19 protein-coding genes are annotated in these 17,018 nt (G+C 48.8%); 9 read left to right on the forward strand and 10 right to left on the reverse strand.

Annotation, left to right across the window (positions count from 1 at the left end; translation table 11 throughout):
- Positions 1-19 precede the first annotated feature (19 nt).
- Complete coding sequence (locus HMPREF9412_RS05075; protein WP_009590268.1) at positions 20-781, reverse strand: gluconate 2-dehydrogenase subunit 3 family protein; 762 nt, start codon at positions 779-781, stop codon at positions 20-22.
- Between the two features lie 123 nt (positions 782-904).
- Here HMPREF9412_RS05075 and HMPREF9412_RS05080 point away from each other — a divergent pair, with 123 nt between their 5' ends.
- Genes HMPREF9412_RS05080 through tatC form a run of 3 tightly spaced genes read left to right on the forward strand, consistent with a single transcriptional unit; the run spans position 905 to position 2,522 of the window.
- The gene (locus HMPREF9412_RS05080) at positions 905-1,585 is read left to right on the forward strand and encodes a hypothetical protein (protein ID WP_009590246.1); all 681 of its coding nucleotides are present in this window, start codon (positions 905-907) and stop codon (positions 1,583-1,585) included.
- 17 nt (positions 1,586-1,602) lie between these two features.
- Positions 1,603-1,788 (forward strand): twin-arginine translocase TatA/TatE family subunit, encoded by a 186-nt coding sequence (tatA, locus tag HMPREF9412_RS05085; RefSeq protein WP_009590243.1) that lies wholly within the window; start codon positions 1,603-1,605, stop codon positions 1,786-1,788.
- Complete coding sequence (tatC, locus tag HMPREF9412_RS05090; RefSeq protein ID WP_009590273.1) at positions 1,785-2,522, forward strand: twin-arginine translocase subunit TatC; 738 nt, start codon at positions 1,785-1,787, stop codon at positions 2,520-2,522. The genes tatA and tatC overlap by 4 nt, the downstream gene beginning before the upstream one ends.
- Before the next feature lie 98 nt (positions 2,523-2,620).
- On the opposite strand, the gene HMPREF9412_RS05095 is transcribed toward tatC, so the two are convergent.
- The 4 genes from HMPREF9412_RS05095 to HMPREF9412_RS05110 all read right to left on the reverse strand — a co-directional run bounded on the left by HMPREF9412_RS05095 (position 2,621) and on the right by HMPREF9412_RS05110 (position 6,112).
- Complete coding sequence (locus HMPREF9412_RS05095; RefSeq protein ID WP_009590242.1) at positions 2,621-3,415, reverse strand: SDR family NAD(P)-dependent oxidoreductase; 795 nt, start codon at positions 3,413-3,415, stop codon at positions 2,621-2,623.
- Between the two features lie 136 nt (positions 3,416-3,551).
- Complete coding sequence (locus HMPREF9412_RS05100; protein ID WP_009590290.1) at positions 3,552-4,604, reverse strand: AraC family transcriptional regulator; 1,053 nt, start codon at positions 4,602-4,604, stop codon at positions 3,552-3,554.
- Positions 4,605-4,624: 20 nt separating this feature from the next.
- Positions 4,625-5,281 (reverse strand): SGNH/GDSL hydrolase family protein, encoded by a 657-nt coding sequence (locus HMPREF9412_RS05105; RefSeq protein WP_009590272.1) that lies wholly within the window; start codon positions 5,279-5,281, stop codon positions 4,625-4,627.
- 279 nt (positions 5,282-5,560) lie between these two features.
- Positions 5,561-6,112: a GNAT family N-acetyltransferase gene (locus HMPREF9412_RS05110; RefSeq protein ID WP_009590255.1), complete on the reverse strand. Its 552-nt coding sequence runs from the start codon at positions 6,110-6,112 to the stop codon at positions 5,561-5,563.
- 272 nt (positions 6,113-6,384) lie between these two features.
- Here HMPREF9412_RS05110 and HMPREF9412_RS05115 point away from each other — a divergent pair, with 272 nt between their 5' ends.
- From HMPREF9412_RS05115 to HMPREF9412_RS05125, 3 genes are read left to right on the forward strand one after another with little or no spacing between them, the layout of a single operon-like run.
- Complete coding sequence (locus HMPREF9412_RS05115) at positions 6,385-7,983, forward strand: spore germination protein (RefSeq protein ID WP_009590292.1); 1,599 nt, start codon at positions 6,385-6,387, stop codon at positions 7,981-7,983.
- 34 nt (positions 7,984-8,017) lie between these two features.
- Positions 8,018-9,235 carry a Ger(x)C family spore germination protein gene (locus tag HMPREF9412_RS05120; RefSeq protein WP_009590263.1) on the forward strand — a complete coding sequence of 406 codons (1,218 nt, stop codon included), beginning with the start codon at positions 8,018-8,020 and terminating at the stop codon, positions 9,233-9,235.
- A 34-nt stretch (positions 9,236-9,269) separates the two neighbouring features.
- Positions 9,270-10,184 carry a GerAB/ArcD/ProY family transporter gene (locus HMPREF9412_RS05125; RefSeq protein ID WP_009590270.1) on the forward strand — a complete coding sequence of 305 codons (915 nt, stop codon included), beginning with the start codon at positions 9,270-9,272 and terminating at the stop codon, positions 10,182-10,184.
- 266 nt (positions 10,185-10,450) lie between these two features.
- Here HMPREF9412_RS05125 and HMPREF9412_RS05130 read toward each other — a convergent pair whose 3' ends face one another.
- The 5 genes from HMPREF9412_RS05130 to HMPREF9412_RS05150 form a co-directional block, all read right to left on the reverse strand.
- On the reverse strand, positions 10,451-11,167 hold the full coding sequence (locus HMPREF9412_RS05130; protein WP_009590281.1) for a hypothetical protein: 717 nt from the start codon (positions 11,165-11,167) through the stop codon (positions 10,451-10,453).
- Complete coding sequence (locus tag HMPREF9412_RS05135; protein WP_009590229.1) at positions 11,164-12,039, reverse strand: ABC transporter ATP-binding protein; 876 nt, start codon at positions 12,037-12,039, stop codon at positions 11,164-11,166. The genes HMPREF9412_RS05130 and HMPREF9412_RS05135 overlap by 4 nt, the downstream gene beginning before the upstream one ends.
- Positions 12,036-12,407 carry a GntR family transcriptional regulator gene (locus HMPREF9412_RS05140; protein WP_009590280.1) on the reverse strand — a complete coding sequence of 124 codons (372 nt, stop codon included), beginning with the start codon at positions 12,405-12,407 and terminating at the stop codon, positions 12,036-12,038. The genes HMPREF9412_RS05135 and HMPREF9412_RS05140 overlap by 4 nt, the downstream gene beginning before the upstream one ends.
- A 212-nt stretch (positions 12,408-12,619) precedes the next feature.
- Positions 12,620-13,951, reverse strand: coding sequence for a sensor histidine kinase (locus HMPREF9412_RS05145; RefSeq protein ID WP_009590291.1), 1,332 nt, complete (start codon positions 13,949-13,951; stop codon positions 12,620-12,622).
- Between the two features lies 1 nt (position 13,952).
- On the reverse strand, positions 13,953-14,639 hold the full coding sequence (locus tag HMPREF9412_RS05150; protein WP_009590257.1) for a response regulator transcription factor: 687 nt from the start codon (positions 14,637-14,639) through the stop codon (positions 13,953-13,955).
- Positions 14,640-14,844: 205 nt separating this feature from the next.
- Here HMPREF9412_RS05150 and HMPREF9412_RS05155 point away from each other — a divergent pair, with 205 nt between their 5' ends.
- From HMPREF9412_RS05155 to HMPREF9412_RS05165, 3 genes are read left to right on the forward strand one after another with little or no spacing between them, the layout of a single operon-like run.
- Positions 14,845-15,066, forward strand: coding sequence for a hypothetical protein (locus tag HMPREF9412_RS05155; protein WP_009590262.1), 222 nt, complete (start codon positions 14,845-14,847; stop codon positions 15,064-15,066).
- Positions 15,067-15,082: 16 nt separating this feature from the next.
- Complete coding sequence (locus HMPREF9412_RS05160) at positions 15,083-16,120, forward strand: DJ-1/PfpI family protein (protein ID WP_009590265.1); 1,038 nt, start codon at positions 15,083-15,085, stop codon at positions 16,118-16,120.
- Positions 16,121-16,142: 22 nt separating this feature from the next.
- Positions 16,143-16,787 (forward strand): DUF2306 domain-containing protein, encoded by a 645-nt coding sequence (locus HMPREF9412_RS05165; protein ID WP_009590211.1) that lies wholly within the window; start codon positions 16,143-16,145, stop codon positions 16,785-16,787.
- Positions 16,788-17,018: the final 231 nt, after the last annotated feature.

The raw sequence follows: 17,018 nt of genomic DNA on the forward strand, positions 1-17,018 counted from the left end.
TTTCGCTATAGATGAGCTGTTATAGGTGGTCCTTTAAACTCTTCGGCGGGATGACGGTGAAATTCTTCTCAATAATATTCGTGTAAGCCATTTGGTTACCCGGATATTGGCGCATCGTCCAGCCCTGCATATTTTTATTGCCACCGTATAGGGGATCGCTGTAGACTCCTTCCAATGTGCTGCTGCGAAGCAGGTTGAAGAACCCGCTGGCCGAGATTGTTGTCAATTTGACCTCGTCGTTCTGAAAGGCAGTTAACACGGCATCCTGTTCCTCCGGCGCCAGGCTCGGGAAGTCTTTTTGATACTTTTTCTGACTGTAGTTTTGAATCTCGCGGAGACCGATGTAGAATATCTCTCGCCGTCTTAATCGGCCCTGATAGCCTTGCGTTTTCTCTCCAACATAGAAAGGGGGCTGCATATAATCTCTTGCATTGAAACCCCAATCACCGGCCAGCTGGTGGTCGATGAAAAATGCAGCGCCCAGCTCTTTGGCTCCAGGACCATTGTCATCCGCCGGAAAAATGCGCTCTACGGCTGCCTCCGTGATCCTATATTGTTCTTGGTTAAAGAACATTAACGCTTGGTTGTAGTTGTTTTCATTCTGCGCAGGCGCCGGTGCTGCAGGCGGAGTTTTCTGCTTTGGCAGAAGATATCCGAGTACACCGCCCAGCACGACACCTCCCACGGCATAACCGGAGTTTCTCAGGAACTTCCGCCGTGACATCGTCTGCGAGCCGTCAGGCTTCGCTGGTTTGGTTTGTTGTTGGTCTTGTTCGCTCAAACTTTCAGCACCCCTACTCTTCATCATTTTGAATAATGGGTATTGTCCCCATCAAAATTTCATTCATACATTATTCTCCAACCGGGCATGATAAAATTACTACCGATATGGAGGCGAATGCTCATGAAACCATTTTGGAGCAGGTGGAAAGGTCCCCTCTTGGGATCCGTACTGCTTCTTTCATTAACAGCCTGCTTGAATCAAACAGATAATCAACAAAATGCGCAGTCCACCCAGCCAGGTAATGCCGACACCGTTCACCTGCACAGTGCCGATGTGATTCCGAGCTATCATGGGCCGAAAACCGAAACAACCAACGTCCAAGGCAAAACCACAAGCGGTATGGGCATGTCCGTGTACAGCATGATCGGTTCATCCAGCCTGCATGAAGGCGGCGTCTCTTCCCATGTACAGTCACGACTTGCAGGTCAAGGCATTGACGGAGTGAAAGCTTTTGTCCTGAATGACACGATTGTCCTGGCACGCGCAGAATCAAAGGTTTCTTCCAACCACTATGACAGCATGCAGAAGAAGGTGTTAAGTCAGACGGAAGGAATGTCGGGCAAAGGTGAGCCGAACGAAGGTGTAATGGGAGTCAAGGCCGTGGACAACGATAATATGTCGCAAGCCAAAGAGCAAGTGAAGAAGATGTTTAATGAAGAAGTGCAAATTCTAACGGTGACCAATCCGCAAGCACCTGCGCTGATAGACCGCATTGCCACGAAGCTGCATGATTCACCGCGCGACGAGTCGATAGCCAGGGATATTTCGGAGCTGCTTCGAATGGCTTCGGATAAAAAATAGCTAAAGGAGTTGATCATATGCCTCTAGGAAACATCGGCGTGACAGGATTGATTCTCATCTTGTTGATCGCCTTGATTATCTTCGGCCCTTCGAAGCTGCCTGAACTAGGACGGGCCTTCGGCCGAACGCTCAGCGAATTCAAGAACTCCACGCGGGAACTGGTTTCAGCGGATGATATCCAAGACGGAGACAAATTGAAATGACCGAGCAGGGACAGGAGCAGGAGCTGCATCTACTAGAGCACTTAACGGAGCTCCGCAAGCGGATCCTCATCACATTGGGCACCTTCTTGGTGGCCCTTTGTGCCGCTTTTCTATATGTGGAACCGCTGTACGAAATGCTGACTCGCGACGTTGAGGGGCAGCTCCAAGTGCTGGGACCAACGGATGTGATTTGGGTATACTTCATGATTGCCGGTGTGATCGCCCTTGCGGTGACGATGCCGGTAGCCGGTTTTCAAGTATGGCGATTTGTCGTCCCCGGTCTGAGCACCGTGGAACGCCGGGCTTCCTTGGCGTATATCCCCGCAATCGGGGGACTCTTTCTCGCAGGCCTGGCCTTTGGCTACTTTATCGTATACCCTATGGTCCTGTCCTTCCTGGATTCGCTCTCGAATCATTTCATTACGGCCTATACCGCCGAAAAATACTTCCGCTTCATGATCAATATGACCGTACCGTTCGGCGTTCTGTTCGAAATGCCGGTTGTCATCATGTTCTTAACGTCGATCGGCATTCTGAATCCGCTGCGATTATCGAAAATGCGGAAAATTGCCTATTTGCTGCTGACGATTGCAGCCGTCACCATAACGCCGCCGGATTTTGTGTCGGATATTCTCGTCATCGTGCCGCTGTTCCTCTTATATGAGATCAGCATCGGACTGTCTCGCATGGTGTACCACAAAAGGCTGAACAAGCTGGAGCTAATAAGCGAGTAACACCCATCATTACAGCAAAACAACAAAAAAGCTTGGAGATCTCAAATTGGGATCCCAAGCTTTTGTTGTTTGAAGCCAACATTGTTATTTCATGAACGTTAGAAAATGGTCGGAACCATTCCCCCATCCATACGAATGGGAGAACCTTTAAACGCGGAAGCATAAGGACTGCATAGAAATGTTGCCAGTCTGCCAATCTCAACAGGCCTAATGAATCGTTGAATTTCAGATTGAGGCAGGTTCGCAGCCATGAATGCCTTCTCTTTTTCCGAAAAGGTCATATCTTCATTCGCGTATATACCTTCGATAATATGCTGCACGTTCTCGGAGAGAGTCGGTCCCGGCATGATCGTATTGACGGTAACTTCAGTTCCTCTCGTTAATTTGGACAAGCTTTTGGCCAAGGATAACAGCATGGATTTTGTCATGCAGTACTGCGGCATTTGTCCGGAAGGCATTACGGCTTCTTCACTCGCCATAAAGATAATGCGGCCAAAATCATTCTTCAGCATGCCAGGCAAATAAAATTTGGTTAATCCGTTTGCAGCCAGCACGTTGGTGCGGAAGTATGTCTCCCATACTTCATCGTCAACGTCCTCGTACGACATGATTTCGTATATCCCCATATTGTTAACCAGAATATCAACATGAGGGTATTTTTCGAATAGAGCCTCTCGTTGACCGATATCCACCAAATCGGCGGTTGCCTTTTGCGGAGAGGTATTCGGAAATTTCGATTTTATTTCATGTACGGTTCGTTCAACCTCTTCATCATTTCGTCCGTTAATGAGAACATGGACTCCCTCTCTGGCAAGTTCAATGGCAATGGCCTTGCCTATTCCTTTTGTAGAGCCTGTAACCAACGCTGTTTTATTGTTTAATTCCATATTCATAATATAAACATTTCTCCTTTGTAATTTGGATCATGATTATATTACCTTGTATGGATAGACGGGTAACTAGCCCATGGCGCCAAAGTTCTTGCTTCTCGCGCCACACTTGGAATCTTTGGAATCTGGTTGGAAATCTTCATTCCTGAAGATTCGGAAATTCAGGCCGAATTGCTGCCATCGAGCGGGTATCCATGTTGGCAGCGCGCCAATTCGAAGGGGTATCGCCTTCCCACATGCGGAACGCGCGGTAGAATGAGTTCTGGTCTGCATAACCAATCATAAACGCCACTTCTTTAATATCGATAGAAGGGTCTGCCAAATACTCGATCGCCTGCTCATGTCTGGCTTGTGTCAACAGCTGCTTGTAGCTCGTGTTTTCATCTGTCAGCTTGCGCTGCAGGGTACGGTCGCTCATTCCCATTTCTTTCGCGACAACGTGAATGTCGGGACGCCCTCCGATGAGGCAGCGTTTCAAGAACCATTTGACCACATCGGAAACGGAACGACTGTTCCGCCGTTCATCAAGCGATCGGTCCAGGGCGGGAGTCAGAATCTCCAGCAGTTCTTCATTGTAAGAGATAAAGGGACGATCCAGATCTTGTCGAAGCAGCGAGAGCCGATTGCGTGCTGCGCCGAACCGGATTCGGCAGCCAAAAAAAGCTTCAAGAGTCTCTACATCGCCCATAGGCTCGGAAAATTCCACGAGTCGTGCCCTCAACGGTTGACCTGTCCCCCGGCGTCCGAGCTCAAGCAGATATGCCAGCGTGATTCCGACCAGCATCGGCGGACCGGTCTGCAGGCTGTTCCCCCACTCCAGATCAATCGTGCAGAGCTCGCCCTCCTCGGTGATACGCAAACCTTCAGGGGGGCAAAGCTGTTTGTACCGGGACATTCGATATAAAGCCTCGCGATAGTCACGAGCGTGGTAAGTCGCTAAGACGGTTGGCGGGTACTTCGCCGTTTCAAAGACGGTTGCAAGCTCGACGATGCCTTTGGCCAGATCACCCACGAGATCGGAATACGCCTGCCAAATCGCGAAGTATTGGGCGGTGGTGACTTCCGCTCCAGTGATGATCGTAAGCGGCAAGCGCGCTTTGCGGGCCACGTCCTCAGCGGCAATCCCCATTTGTCTTAATCCTGTCCAAAATCCCGGAGGGAGTTTAATCCGGTCGGATACATGAGACTTCATATCTATAGAACTCCTATTCATCATCGGATAGCCAAGTCACTTTGCTGGACGGTCTTTAGCCACTCCCTGGCCAACAACTGGTGTCCCGCTGCCGTAGGATGAACACCGTCCCATAACCAGTATTCCGCCGTAACGTTTTGGGCTGCTTGGTTGAATACTTCCTGCAAAGGAACAAAAAGCGTGTGATATTCCTCTGCCAGCTGCCGAACGATTGAACCGTATTCATCGATCTTGCTGCGCCATTGATCCCATCCATTCGCGGTAGCCGCCGTTCGCAAAACAAAAGGCTCGCACAGCACCAGGCCGGTTTCCGGGAGAACTTCCCTTGTTTCGCTCAACAGCTGGCGATAGATTCGTTCGAAACGGTCTGTTGCTCCTTCGGGCTGACCTTGAAGGATACAGCCTGCATCGTTCACACCTGCCAGAATACTGATGAGATCAGGCTTCAAGCTAAAGGCATCTTCGTTCCATCTAGCATATAAATCCGATACGCGGTTGCCGCTGACCCCGCGATTTATAAATAGCGGCTGGCTCTGGGCGAATTCCAATCCGAGCTGCGCTGCTATGAGATAGACGTAGCCGTGTCCCAAAATATGATTAGGGTCCTGATTTCTTCCCCAATTGCCGTCGGTTATCGAATCACCCTGAAATAATATGATTTTTCTCTGATTCTCCATAGTCGCTGTCTCCGATCTTAAATACTGAGAATGTATAGCTATTGTACCTAAATTCCCTCTACCTTGACCAGTGTATCGAAAGCTGGTTCCTGGATTTTACAACTGAGTTTGGATTTTTATACATTATCGTTAGTAATTTGAATAACTCACTTAAGAGAGCTCCAAGTGGTTTCGCTTCTCGACATCTCATTAAGAAGAACCTCCAATTATAAAAGCAAATAAAGAAGTCGCCGATTCTGGCGACTTCTTTCGTAATATGATATAGGGATACAGGAATGACTATGGCAGCTGCCGATATTCTTCCTCCAGAATCGACATTACAATCATATCATGGAATGTTCCGTCCCAATATAGCGAGTCTCGCAGGGTACCTTCCCGTACGAAGCCAAGCTTCTCGTAGACATGGATGGCCCGCGGATTAAACGCATATACGCCTAACTCGATACGGTGCAGACATAAACTTTCGAAACCATAACGCAGCATAAGCTTCAAGGCCTCCGTGCCGTATCCTTTATTGCTGTGCGAACCGGAGATCGATATGCGGATATTGCCGCTGCGATTGTTGAGGTTGATTTCGTTCAGGACCACTTCTCCGATTAATTCGTCCGATTCCTTCTCCGCAATCATCATATCCAGGCGATCCTCATGGGCGTAGCCGATGTTATGAATCCAAGCCGCAATCGAATCCTTGGTGAACGTCTGCTGCGTTCCCGTTAATCGGTTAGACTCCGCATCCTGCAATAATTCGAAGTATACATCGAATTCATCTTCCCTTACAGGACGGAGCACAATGCGGTCCCCTTCTATCCGTGTTTCAAGCCTTTTTTTCATTACCCTAAGCCTCCAAGTTTTTTTCCACTTATTCGAGCGATTCAAGCTAACTCTAAAATACCATTGATTCGCCGATCTGTGCAGACGAAAAAACACTTATAGTTAAACTAACCTGCCTCGCAAATTCACAAAAGCGATGAGATCAGACGGGTTAACGGTTTCCGAGAAGTGAGACGATAACCGGTTCGATCTCGAGCGGTTCGCCCAAAGAATATTAAACCAGAATTAGGGAACTTTAGATCGTATGAATCTTGTCAAAGCGAGCTGATCCCGTGGCCTTTTTTAAACGAACAAAGCAACCCCCATCGAATACGGCCCTGCTTCATCATAACGAGCAAACGAAGCAAACCGCCGAAGCCTCTCGTCTATCCGACCGCTTGGATCAGAATTTACATAGAATCCGGGAACAAACCGGCCACAGCCGGGATATCATCATTCGCACCCTAAGTCATATGCTTGGAAGCGAACATACCCTGGCCGTTATTTATATCGATGGATTGGTTGATACGCTCACCATCAATCACTCGATCATGCAATCCTTAACCTCAAAGGATTACGACGAAGAACTGCATACCTCTGTCCCTGCAGAAATCTTGTCCATTATCAAAAACCGTTTCTTATCCATTGGCAGCATTAGCGATTTGGAGCATATGGAGCCATTGATCTCTGCCCTCCTTGAAGGCAATACTGTCATTCTCATCGACGGATCCTCTCATGGCGTTATCGCCAGCTCTATCGGAGGAGAAGAACGCGGAGTAGAAGAGCCTCAATCCCAGACCGTCGTTCGCGGCCCGAAGGAAGGCTTCACCGAAAATATCCGCACGAATACCGCCTTAATCCGTCGGAAGATTAAAAGCCCGAACCTCTGGATCGTGGACCGCAAGATTGGCCGCGTCACCCAAACGGATGTTGCCGTTATGTATTTGAATGGCATCGCCAATGATAAGATCGTACAGGAAATATTGAATCGTTTAGACCGGATCGATACCGACAGCATCCTGGAGAGCGGGTATATCGAAGAGTTTATACAAGATACAACATTCACCCCCTTTCCGACCATCACCAATACGGAGCGCCCCGATGCTGTCGCCGGTGCGATCCTGGAAGGGAAAATCGCCATTTTGGTTGATGGGACGCCGTTTGCGCTGATTGCTCCCATCACCATATTCAAATTGTTTCAATCGAGCGAAGACTACTACCAAAAGTTCGATATCGCCACTTTTTTGCGCCTGTTGCGCATCATTTCCTTTGTGGTGTCGATGCTTCTTCCTTCGCTTTATATTGCCATCTCCACGTTCCATCAAGAAATGCTGCCAACGACCCTGCTAATCAGCCTTGCAGCACAGCGGGAAGGCATCCCTTTTCCCGCCGTTGTCGAAGCCTTGGCTATGGAGATTACGTTCGAAGTATTAAGGGAAGCCGGTGTGCGCATGCCCAGGGCGATGGGTTCTGCGATATCCATCGTTGGCGCATTAGTACTGGGTCAAGCCGCTGTACAGGCAGGTTTAGTGTCTGCTGCCATGGTGATCATCGTTGCATTTACCGCCATCGCGAGCTTTGTTGCGCCTTCCGTGAGCATAGCCAACTCCGCCAGACTGCTTCGATTCGGTTTTATGATATTGGCGGCAACTTTAGGGCTCTTTGGGATTATGGCAGGATTACTCGCCATGCTGATACACCTAGCCGGCTTGCGATCATTCGGTTTGCCGTATCTTACGCCGTTCGCTCCATTTATCCCGTTAGACCAAAAAGACGTGCTGGTCCGAGTTCCATGGTGGGCCATGGTAACAAGACCCACGTTAATCAACCGTAAAAACGTGAAACGGCAAAAAATGAACCAGCGTCCATCGCCTTCCGATGGTAACAAGTAGTATACAAATGGTATAAATCGGAGGTGAAGAACAGATGAACCGGAAGCTTAAACTCCTGATTCTCATGATGACCGCCTCATTGCTTCTCAACGGTTGCTGGGACAGTAAAGAGTTAAACTCGCTTAGCATTGTCTCGGCGACGTCCATAGACCGCAGCGAAGACGAATGGATCATCTCCTTCCAAGTCGTCATTCCGCAGTCCATCGCCACCCAGACCGGGGGTGGATCCGGGGGAAGTCAATCTCCGATCACCATCTTCTCCACCAGGGGCAAGACCATTCGCGAAGCCATGCAGAATGCGAATTTAGAAGCGCCGCGCGCGTTGTTTTTCGCCCATAACTCCATATTGATTATTAATGAACAAGTCGTTCGGAACGCAGGCGTACAACAAATCCTTGATTTTTTCCTCCGTCCCATGGAAAGCCGGGAAACCATGTCGGTTCTGCTGACCAAGGACAAAGCCTCCAATCTGTTGGAAGTGCTTATTCCTTTGGAGAAAATATCGGGCAATGCGATTCAACGGGTCATTACGCAAGGGCAAGAAAATCTGTCCCAGGTGAAAAATATTAAATTGATCGATTTTGCATCCATGGTCGCCAATCCGTACCAAAGCGCCATGGCACCCGAGTTAAGAGTGTCCGGCAATCAAGAGGAGCAATCCACCTTGGATGCCTTAAAGTCGACCCGCAATCAAGCGGTACTCAAACTTGGGGATTTGGGCGTATTTCGGGGAGACAGACTGGTCGGATGGATGAAGCGAAGAGAAAGCAGAGGCGTCGCTTGGCTTTCGAACAGCGTCAAAAACCTGATCATTGTTACCCCATGCAGCGATCAAAACGCTACCCGGTTATCGAGTTACCGCGTCACCCATTCCTCGACCCGGGTAGACCCCAAAATGGTCAACGGTTCGGTCAACATGATGGTCCATATTCAAACCAAGGGGGCTCTTGATGAAACCAGCTGTACGATGGATTTGACGAAACCGGAAGTCATTTCGAAACTCGAGGAAGCGATAGCCGAGCAGATCAAGGAAGAAGTCTTGACTACATGGAAAAGGATGAAGGATTTGAATGTGGATGTGGTTGGTTTTTTGGACATGATTCACAGAAGATATCCGGCAGCCAGCAAACGCCTTTCAAAGTTGGAACAGCCGCTTCAGGAGCTGGAACTCGACCTGAATATTGAAGTCAACGTGGAGCACACGAATATGATCAATAAACCCTTCTCGAATCTGATTGAACCCAATGAATAGACCGCAATCGATACCTACAACAAGGAGGTCCCCAATGGAGAAGATCGGTAAATACCAAATCATAGCCATGACCATCTTGTTTATGATCGGCAGCACCCCATTGTATGAGCTGGGGATTGAAGCTAAACAAGATGCTTGGCTGGTCGTGCTGGTTGCCATGCTCGCGGGATTGCTGCTGTTGTGCGTCTACCTCTATATCCAGAACAAAAATTCGGAGCATGGACTTCCCCAAATTCTAAATCGGCATTTCGGGAAATATTTGGGCTCCCTTATTACTGCAGCCTATATTGTTTATTTTGCATATGAATCCATGCGAAATACCCGCGAGTTCGCGGACATCATCAATATCTCCTTTCTCCCCAGCACGCCGCTGTTCATCCTGATTCTCTTGATGGTCTTGCTGTCCGGTTATGCCGTTTGGAAAGGCATTGAGGTATTCTTTCGCGTCACCGAGTTTCTGCTTCCTTTTACGATAATCGGATATATCTTGATCGTTCTCATGTTCATCGGTTCGAAGATCATTCACCTTGAGCGCCTTATGCCCATGCTTGAAAACGGAATCCGGCCGGTGCTGCAAGCAGCTTTGCCGGAGGTGGTTAGTTTTCCGTTCGGTCAAATCGTGGTCTTTCTCATGTTTTGGAATCATCTCGATGACAAGAAAACGCTGTCCAAGACATCCTTGTCTTCCTACATATTCGTAGGCATCTTTTTAATGATATTCAACATATTAAATCTTGCGATACTGGACCCCTCCATAACGAGCATATCGACTTTTCCGCTGCTCCGGTCGGTTCGTCTCATCGAAATCGCCGATTTTCTGGAGCGTTTGGACCCGTTGATCATCTTACTGATCTATATCGGCATTTTCGTAAAAATGACCGCATTCTACCTCGGTGCCGTACTCGGTCTCTCCAGCCTGATCAAAATCAGCCATAAAAAACCACCGTGATCGTGGGTGCTTTCATTTTTACCATATCGTTCGCTTCGCCGAACTTTATTTATCATATCTGGATCGGGTTCGCTCAAAATTTGAAATACCACTTTCCCATCTTTCAGATCGGACTGCCATTGCTTCTTGCTTTGATTATATTAATCAAAGGAGGTCGTTCATCCAAATCCGGCTGATTGGTGGATTGAGTCCATATGGATGTTCATCATAAAACAGCCGCGAATATTCGCGGCTGTTTAAGCGTGTAAGTGAGCAGGATGTTGTTGTTACTCTCTTTTTTGCTTGGGCGCAAGGGAAGCGTTGCGCATCATTGGATAGGTGGCGAGCAGAGCTGCCAATCCTGCGATTCCAGCTAAGGTGAAACCGGTCATCGCACTCACGTTCATCGTCGACAACCATTCAATCGGTGTTTGAAGCATTCCCGAGTAGTAGAGGAACATGGAGGCGATAGCAATGACCATGAGACCAATCAAAGACCATGTCATACCCACACGATACGTAATGCAGTAAATAAAAAAAGCACAACCGAACAATACAAGGCCCACCATGAAATCAATCCATAAATAGGGCAGAAACGCGTGTTCACTGGAATGAAGCAGTCCCGGATGCATAATGGATACCGAACTGAGCCCGCGTTCGTACAATGTCCACAATAACCATTGGCATAAGTTCAAGATTAGCGTATAGGCTAAGACGCTTACAACGCCGACTGCATAAAAGGTTTTCAGCATTTGGGTTCGAGTGCTTCCCAGACTGACGGCTATTGGCAGCAGGCTCTTAAACCCCATGACGCCATAGAAAGGAATAAAGAAAAAATACGCGGGAGCTGCAATGGAGCTGATGCTCTTTTCCATATCAAAGGATGTCCCAAGGATGATCCAGGCTGCAGTTAGAGGCAGCGTAACATACAACAGAAGCAGCTTTCCCAAAAACCAGCTGGCATCTTCATAAATTAAACGAAAGGTACCATGCGTCGAGCTCATCGTACACTCTCCTTCACATTTTCCGTCATATGGAGCAAATAATCCTGAAGATGCGCCTTTTCCACAGAAATTCCGCTACTGAGGCCTAACGCTCTCCACTCGTCGGTGTACTGGGCATCGATCATGACTTTTTTCACGGAACCGATGGTGCTCTCATCCAAGATGTTACGGCTGCCAACGACATGATCCACTCGTTCCCTTTCGCCGGTTAACCATATTCCCTTCTCTCTGATCTTCTCCATCGGTTCTTGCAGCAGGAGTTTTCCGTCGTGAACAACAACGATAGATTCCAGCAAGGGCTGAATTTCCTCGATTTGGTGCGTAGAAACCAAGATCAGGCGAGGAAACGCATCATAGCTGTCCAGTAGCCGTTCATAGAACTTTTTTCGCATACCTGCGTCAAGTCCATTGGTCGGTTCATCCAATATCGTAATTTCTGCCTGGCTGGCCAGGCCGATTACAAGCTGCAATGCCGTTTTCATGCCGGTTGAAAGTTTCTTGGCTTTTTTGTTCAACGGCAATTTGAATGTTTCCAACAGCTCTTCGGCCATTTCCTGATTCCAGTTCGGTTTAAAGTATTGATAGAATCGCAAGGCATCCCTGATGGTCCAAATGTCGCTGAACGGATGGTCTTCCTGCATATAACATAAATGCCGTTGCGCTTCAGGGTTGTTGTATGGCCGGTGTCCCATGATCTCGATGCTTCCTCCGTCCGGGTCCTGATGGCCCGCAAGCAGTTTCATCAACGTGGTTTTACCCGCACCGTTCCGTCCCCATAATCCCGTGATGATCGGATCTTGTTCAGCGTACGATATATCCTTGATCACGGGAATATGATCGTAGGAAAAAGATACGTTCTGCAAAGAAATCATATATTTCCCTCCTCGTCCATTATGCACTCCACAACCTCTTCCTTCGTCATGCCGATTCTCCTTGCTTCTTCGAGCATAGGGCGAATGTAATATTGCCGATAATGCTTTTGTTTTTCACGCAATACCTGCTTTTTTGCCCCTTCTTTCACAAACATGCCAATCCCCCTCTGTTTGTAAATGATATCTTGGTCAACCAAGGTTTGGAGCCCTTTACGCGCCGTGGCGCGGTTGATGTTATAAAATCGGGACAGTTCATTCTCGGAAGGAACGCGCTCCCCTTCTTTCAATAGGCCATCTACAATATCATCCATGATCATCTGGGCAATTTGTTGAAAAATAGGTTGGGATTCGTCCAACAATGCTTTCAAGAGAAGCCTCCTTTCTTGCCGATTTCACCCCTCTGGTTGATAGGTTGATTACTCGTATAACCAACTGTACAACAAGGCGTTGTAATTGTAAAGGGGGCAAATGACCCGCTTAGACATTCATAGGATTTTATCAAACAAAAAAGCCGCGTTATTCGCGGCTTTTTAAGTGTGTCTCACTGAGAGGAATAAGTCTAACAACCATCCATATCCTATTATTCGGAGGTTGCGGCAGGTAACCATCCTTCCAGCAGCGCTCCTCCCTCCGGATGGTTGCTGACGGTTATTTCACCTCCGTGCCGCCTTATGATTCTTTGTGAAATGGTCAACCCTAAACCGCTGCCTCCAGTTGATCGGCTTCGAGACGCTTCCCCACGGTACAAGGGTTCAAAAACGCGCTCCAGCTCTTCCCCGGTGAAGCCCGGTCCGGTATCGCGTATCGTAAACCTGATCCGGTTGCCGTCCTTGCAGCATCGCACAGCAATTTCACCATCCAAGGGTGTATGTCTGACGGCATTGTCCATGAGATTATTCATGGCGCGCTCCAATAAATGCGCATCGCCGCTTAGGAGACAATCGCCCATGGATTGTTCTGCAATGGTAATTTGTTTGTCAGCCGCCAGCGGCCGCAGGCTGTCCATCGAATTCTGGATAACATCTTTCAAATCAACGATGCTGCCGCTAAGTTCCGCCTCCAAATATTCCATCCTCGTAAATGTGAAAAGATCCTCCACGAGACGATCCAACTGCACCGATTTTTCCTTGCATACCGCTACGTATTTGGCGACCATCTGCGGGGATTGAGCGATTCCTTGTTCCAAGCCGTCCAAATAACCCCGCAACGCAAACAACGGCGTCCGCAAATCATGCGCAACGGCAGCAATCACGAATCGGCGTTCCTGTTCCAATTCGGCTTGTTTTTGATAGGATTTCTCAAGCCCCTTCACCATCACTTCGAATCCATCGCGTACTTCGGCGATTTCGGCGACCCTGGATGAGGGCAACCGCGCGTTCCAATCGCCTGTCGCGATTTGCCTGGCTGCATTCCCCATCTTCTCAAGCGGTTTGAGCACGAACCGTCTCATTCCCATTCCGACAATCAAGATAGCAAGCAGCAGTCCCGCAAATGCCGACATGACCTGTTTTTCATTGGTTCTTGGCAAATACAGAGTTACCCTACCCAGCAATTGACCATCCTTGATGACGGAGAATCGTTCCGTTGACAAAGACGTACCGCTGCGTTGCGGATTAGAACGATACAGCTCCCGCTCTTCCGCGGATTGAATAAGAGCATCCATTTTCGCTTCATGCAGCGCCGTTTTCAATTGATTTTGCCAAGCCGGTTCCGTCCATTGGCCGGAGCCTGCTTCAATGAAGTGTATTATTTCCGATAAATTACTTTGCAGCGTCTCATTTTGCAGACGCCCTTTTTCGAAGCTGAGCGTCTTGGTCTCCATGAAATGGACAGTGACAAAAAAGATCCACGGTAACAGAAGGATAAAGAAAAAGCAAAGCATGGTAAAGGTACGAATGCGCAGCGTCTTCATGTCAACCACCCTCAAAGCGATAGCCTACTCCCCACACGTTCACGAGGAATTGCGACTGGTTCGGATCGGCTTCGATTTTTTCGCGCAGCCGGCTGAGATGGACGCGGATCGTATGCCTGTCGCCCACCCCGTCCCAAAATTTCGCAAGCAGCTGGTCATAGGTGAAAACATGTCTAGGATGCTCGGCGAATAATCGCAGCAGTTCGAACTCCTTCGGCGTGAGCACGACGTTATTGCCTTCCACGACCACTTCTCTTGTGGACAAATTCAACCGGAGGCGGCCGTAATCCAACACCCTGCCCTCCACTGGCTGCCGGGTCGCGGAGCGCCGCAGTACGGCTTTCACGCGGGCAACGATCTCCCCGGGCGAAGCCGTTTTGACGATATAATCGTCGCCGCCGAGCGTCAGCCCCCGGATCTTGTCCACGTCGTCGCTGCGGGCACTCAAAAAGAGAATCGGAACATGGCTCTCCGCCCTTATCCGGCGGCACAGCTCAAATCCATTTTGTCCCGGCATCATGATGTCCAGAACCATGCAATGAATGGCATGCTGTTGGAATATGGCCCACGCCTCCTCCGCATCACAAGCAGTCTTCACGTGAAAGCTGTCATTCTCAAGAAAGTCCCTTAATAGTTCGACGATGCTTTGGTCATCGTCTACAACGAGTATCGTATTGTCTCCGCTCATGCAAATCCCACCTTTGCCATCTAGTTTATCATTTTTTTTGCAGGAACCGACGAGAGCCCCTGAATTGTGATGGTTTGTTTATACTTTTGTGACCTTTTTACGACTTCGTTTGAGATATTCGTTTGTTAAACTTCTATTTGCGAACACGGACGGGGCTTCATTCGGGAGGTCGTCCGGGCAATTCATGTTATAGGGAGGTTATCTTATGGGATTGGAAAACGACGGGTTTTCGTTTTTTCCTTTCGCCGTTTTGTTTTGTCTTACGCTTTTTTGTATAGCAGCTGTTCGAATCTACGCGATTCGTCATCGCTACAAAAACGGAAATCTGCAGGACAGGGACATTGCTTTGATGTTGAAGAACCGATTGGCAAAGGGTGAGCTGGACGAGAAGGAATATCGCATGCTGAAAGAGCTTCTGACCAAATAATGACTGGAGGATTTATATGCTAACTGTACAAATCGTGTTATTTGATGGTTTCGACCTGCTGGATGCCATTGCGCCTTACGAGGTTTTTAGCGCGGCTGCGTCGTATGCAGAGCATGAGTTAAACGTGAAACTGGTCACCGCAGAAGGGTCAAGGACTGTGGCTAGCGGCGTTAACGGATTAAAAATTGAAGCCAGCAGCCGACTGAATCTGGAATGCGCGGGCATCATTCTCGTACCAGGAGCGTCGGGCGAGGTCGACGGTGATGGCCCCGATTCGATCCCAGCTATTTTGGGCCGGGCCATGAATACCGAATTGACCGGTATGATCGGGCAGGCGCTCGACCGGCAGGACATCATAGTCGCTACCGTATGCGGCGGCTCGCTGCTGCTGGCCATGGGAGGGCTATTGGAAGGGAGAACTGCGGTAACGCATCACCTCGGCATGGGTTTGCTTGATGCAACCGGGGCAGTCCCGATCAAGGCACGCGTCGTGGACGACGGCAACCTGGTTACCGGCGGCGGTGTCACATCCGGACTTGATGTTGCGCTGTACTTGGTGGAACGAGAACTTGGACCTCGTATCGCACACGCGGTAGAGCAGTTATTCGAGTACGAACGAAGAGGAACGGTTTGGAAGGGGATCGGCCTGGCACCAAGCACGCAAAAAGCTTTGCCGGCCGACAACGAACTGATCACAGCAACAAACCATGGGGTGTTGAGTAACGCAGCCTCGGATCATCAGCTCACGCAGGCTTCTATATTCGAAGGGGATTGGGATACGTTCATTGCTACGCCCGTCGGGAAAATGGAAGTCAGGTTATCCATATCGGCAAGGAACGACATCATTGAAGGTACGGCAACGCAAGGAGATGAAACCATCCAATTCAGGAGCCCTGTGTTCCAGAACGAAAAGCTGTCCTGGTCGCTTCCCATCACGAAACCCATGCGCCTGAACCTGAAATTCGAAGTTACCGCGGACGGTGATGTTATGACCGGAACCGCCAAGGCCGGCATGCTGCCGGCATCCAAATTAACAGGAACACGGGTTTCCTAAGAGTCGGAGGTTGTGGAACTGCATGAAAAAAAGGAAATCATTATACCGGCTGCTGGCCTGTGTCAGCCTGGTATTTATTCTATACGCCCTGGTCAAAAACTATTGGATCGATCCCGGTGCTGCTGGTTTTTTAAGCCGTAAAACCGGGCTGAAGCGGGAGCTGAATCTTCCGGTCTGGTTGAATGTCATGTACGTTCATGTTGGATTTGCATGTCTGGCCATGGCGACGGGCTTGATCAACTTTTCCAATCGTATGTTTGAAAAAAGCCTACGGTTCCATCGTTTCAACGGCTACGTCTACCTCGTGTCCGTACTGCTGGTTGTCCTGACCTCCGGATATATGGCGCCTTACGCCACCGGCGGAAAAATCAGCAGCATGGGATTCAACGCGCTCAATCTGATCTGGCTGTTTGTCACCATTACGGCGCTCATCCAAATCAAGAGGAAACGAATCGACCGGCACCGGAACTGGATGATCCGGAGTTACGCCTTCTGCTTCACGAACCTGTTGATTCATCTTATCACTTCTCTTGTTCATCAGGGTCTTGGCATGGTTTACTCCACAAGCTACACCATTGGCCTTTACGGCTCTATTGCGCTGCTGATCTTGATACCTGAAATCATCATCAGAACGAAACGAACCGAAAAAAACGAACTCATTCCTTGATCGGAATGGTTCGTTTTATTTTCGAATTTGATCGTGGCGTTCATCATTCTGTTATCGTGGCTCGCTCATCATTTTTGGGTTTTTATTGGGATAGATACGGTTTGATCATAGGTTTTAATGTAACGGTATCCATCCAGCAACAGGAATTCCGGCCTATTCGTTGTGTCAAATGAATACGTCTGCTCCCATAGGATATTGCCGTTTTTCAAATCCCAAGGACGTGATCTGGAT

Source organism: Paenibacillus sp. HGF5 (genome assembly GCF_000204455.1).
Lineage (GTDB): Bacteria > Bacillota > Bacilli > Paenibacillales > Paenibacillaceae > Paenibacillus_AQ > Paenibacillus_AQ lautus_A.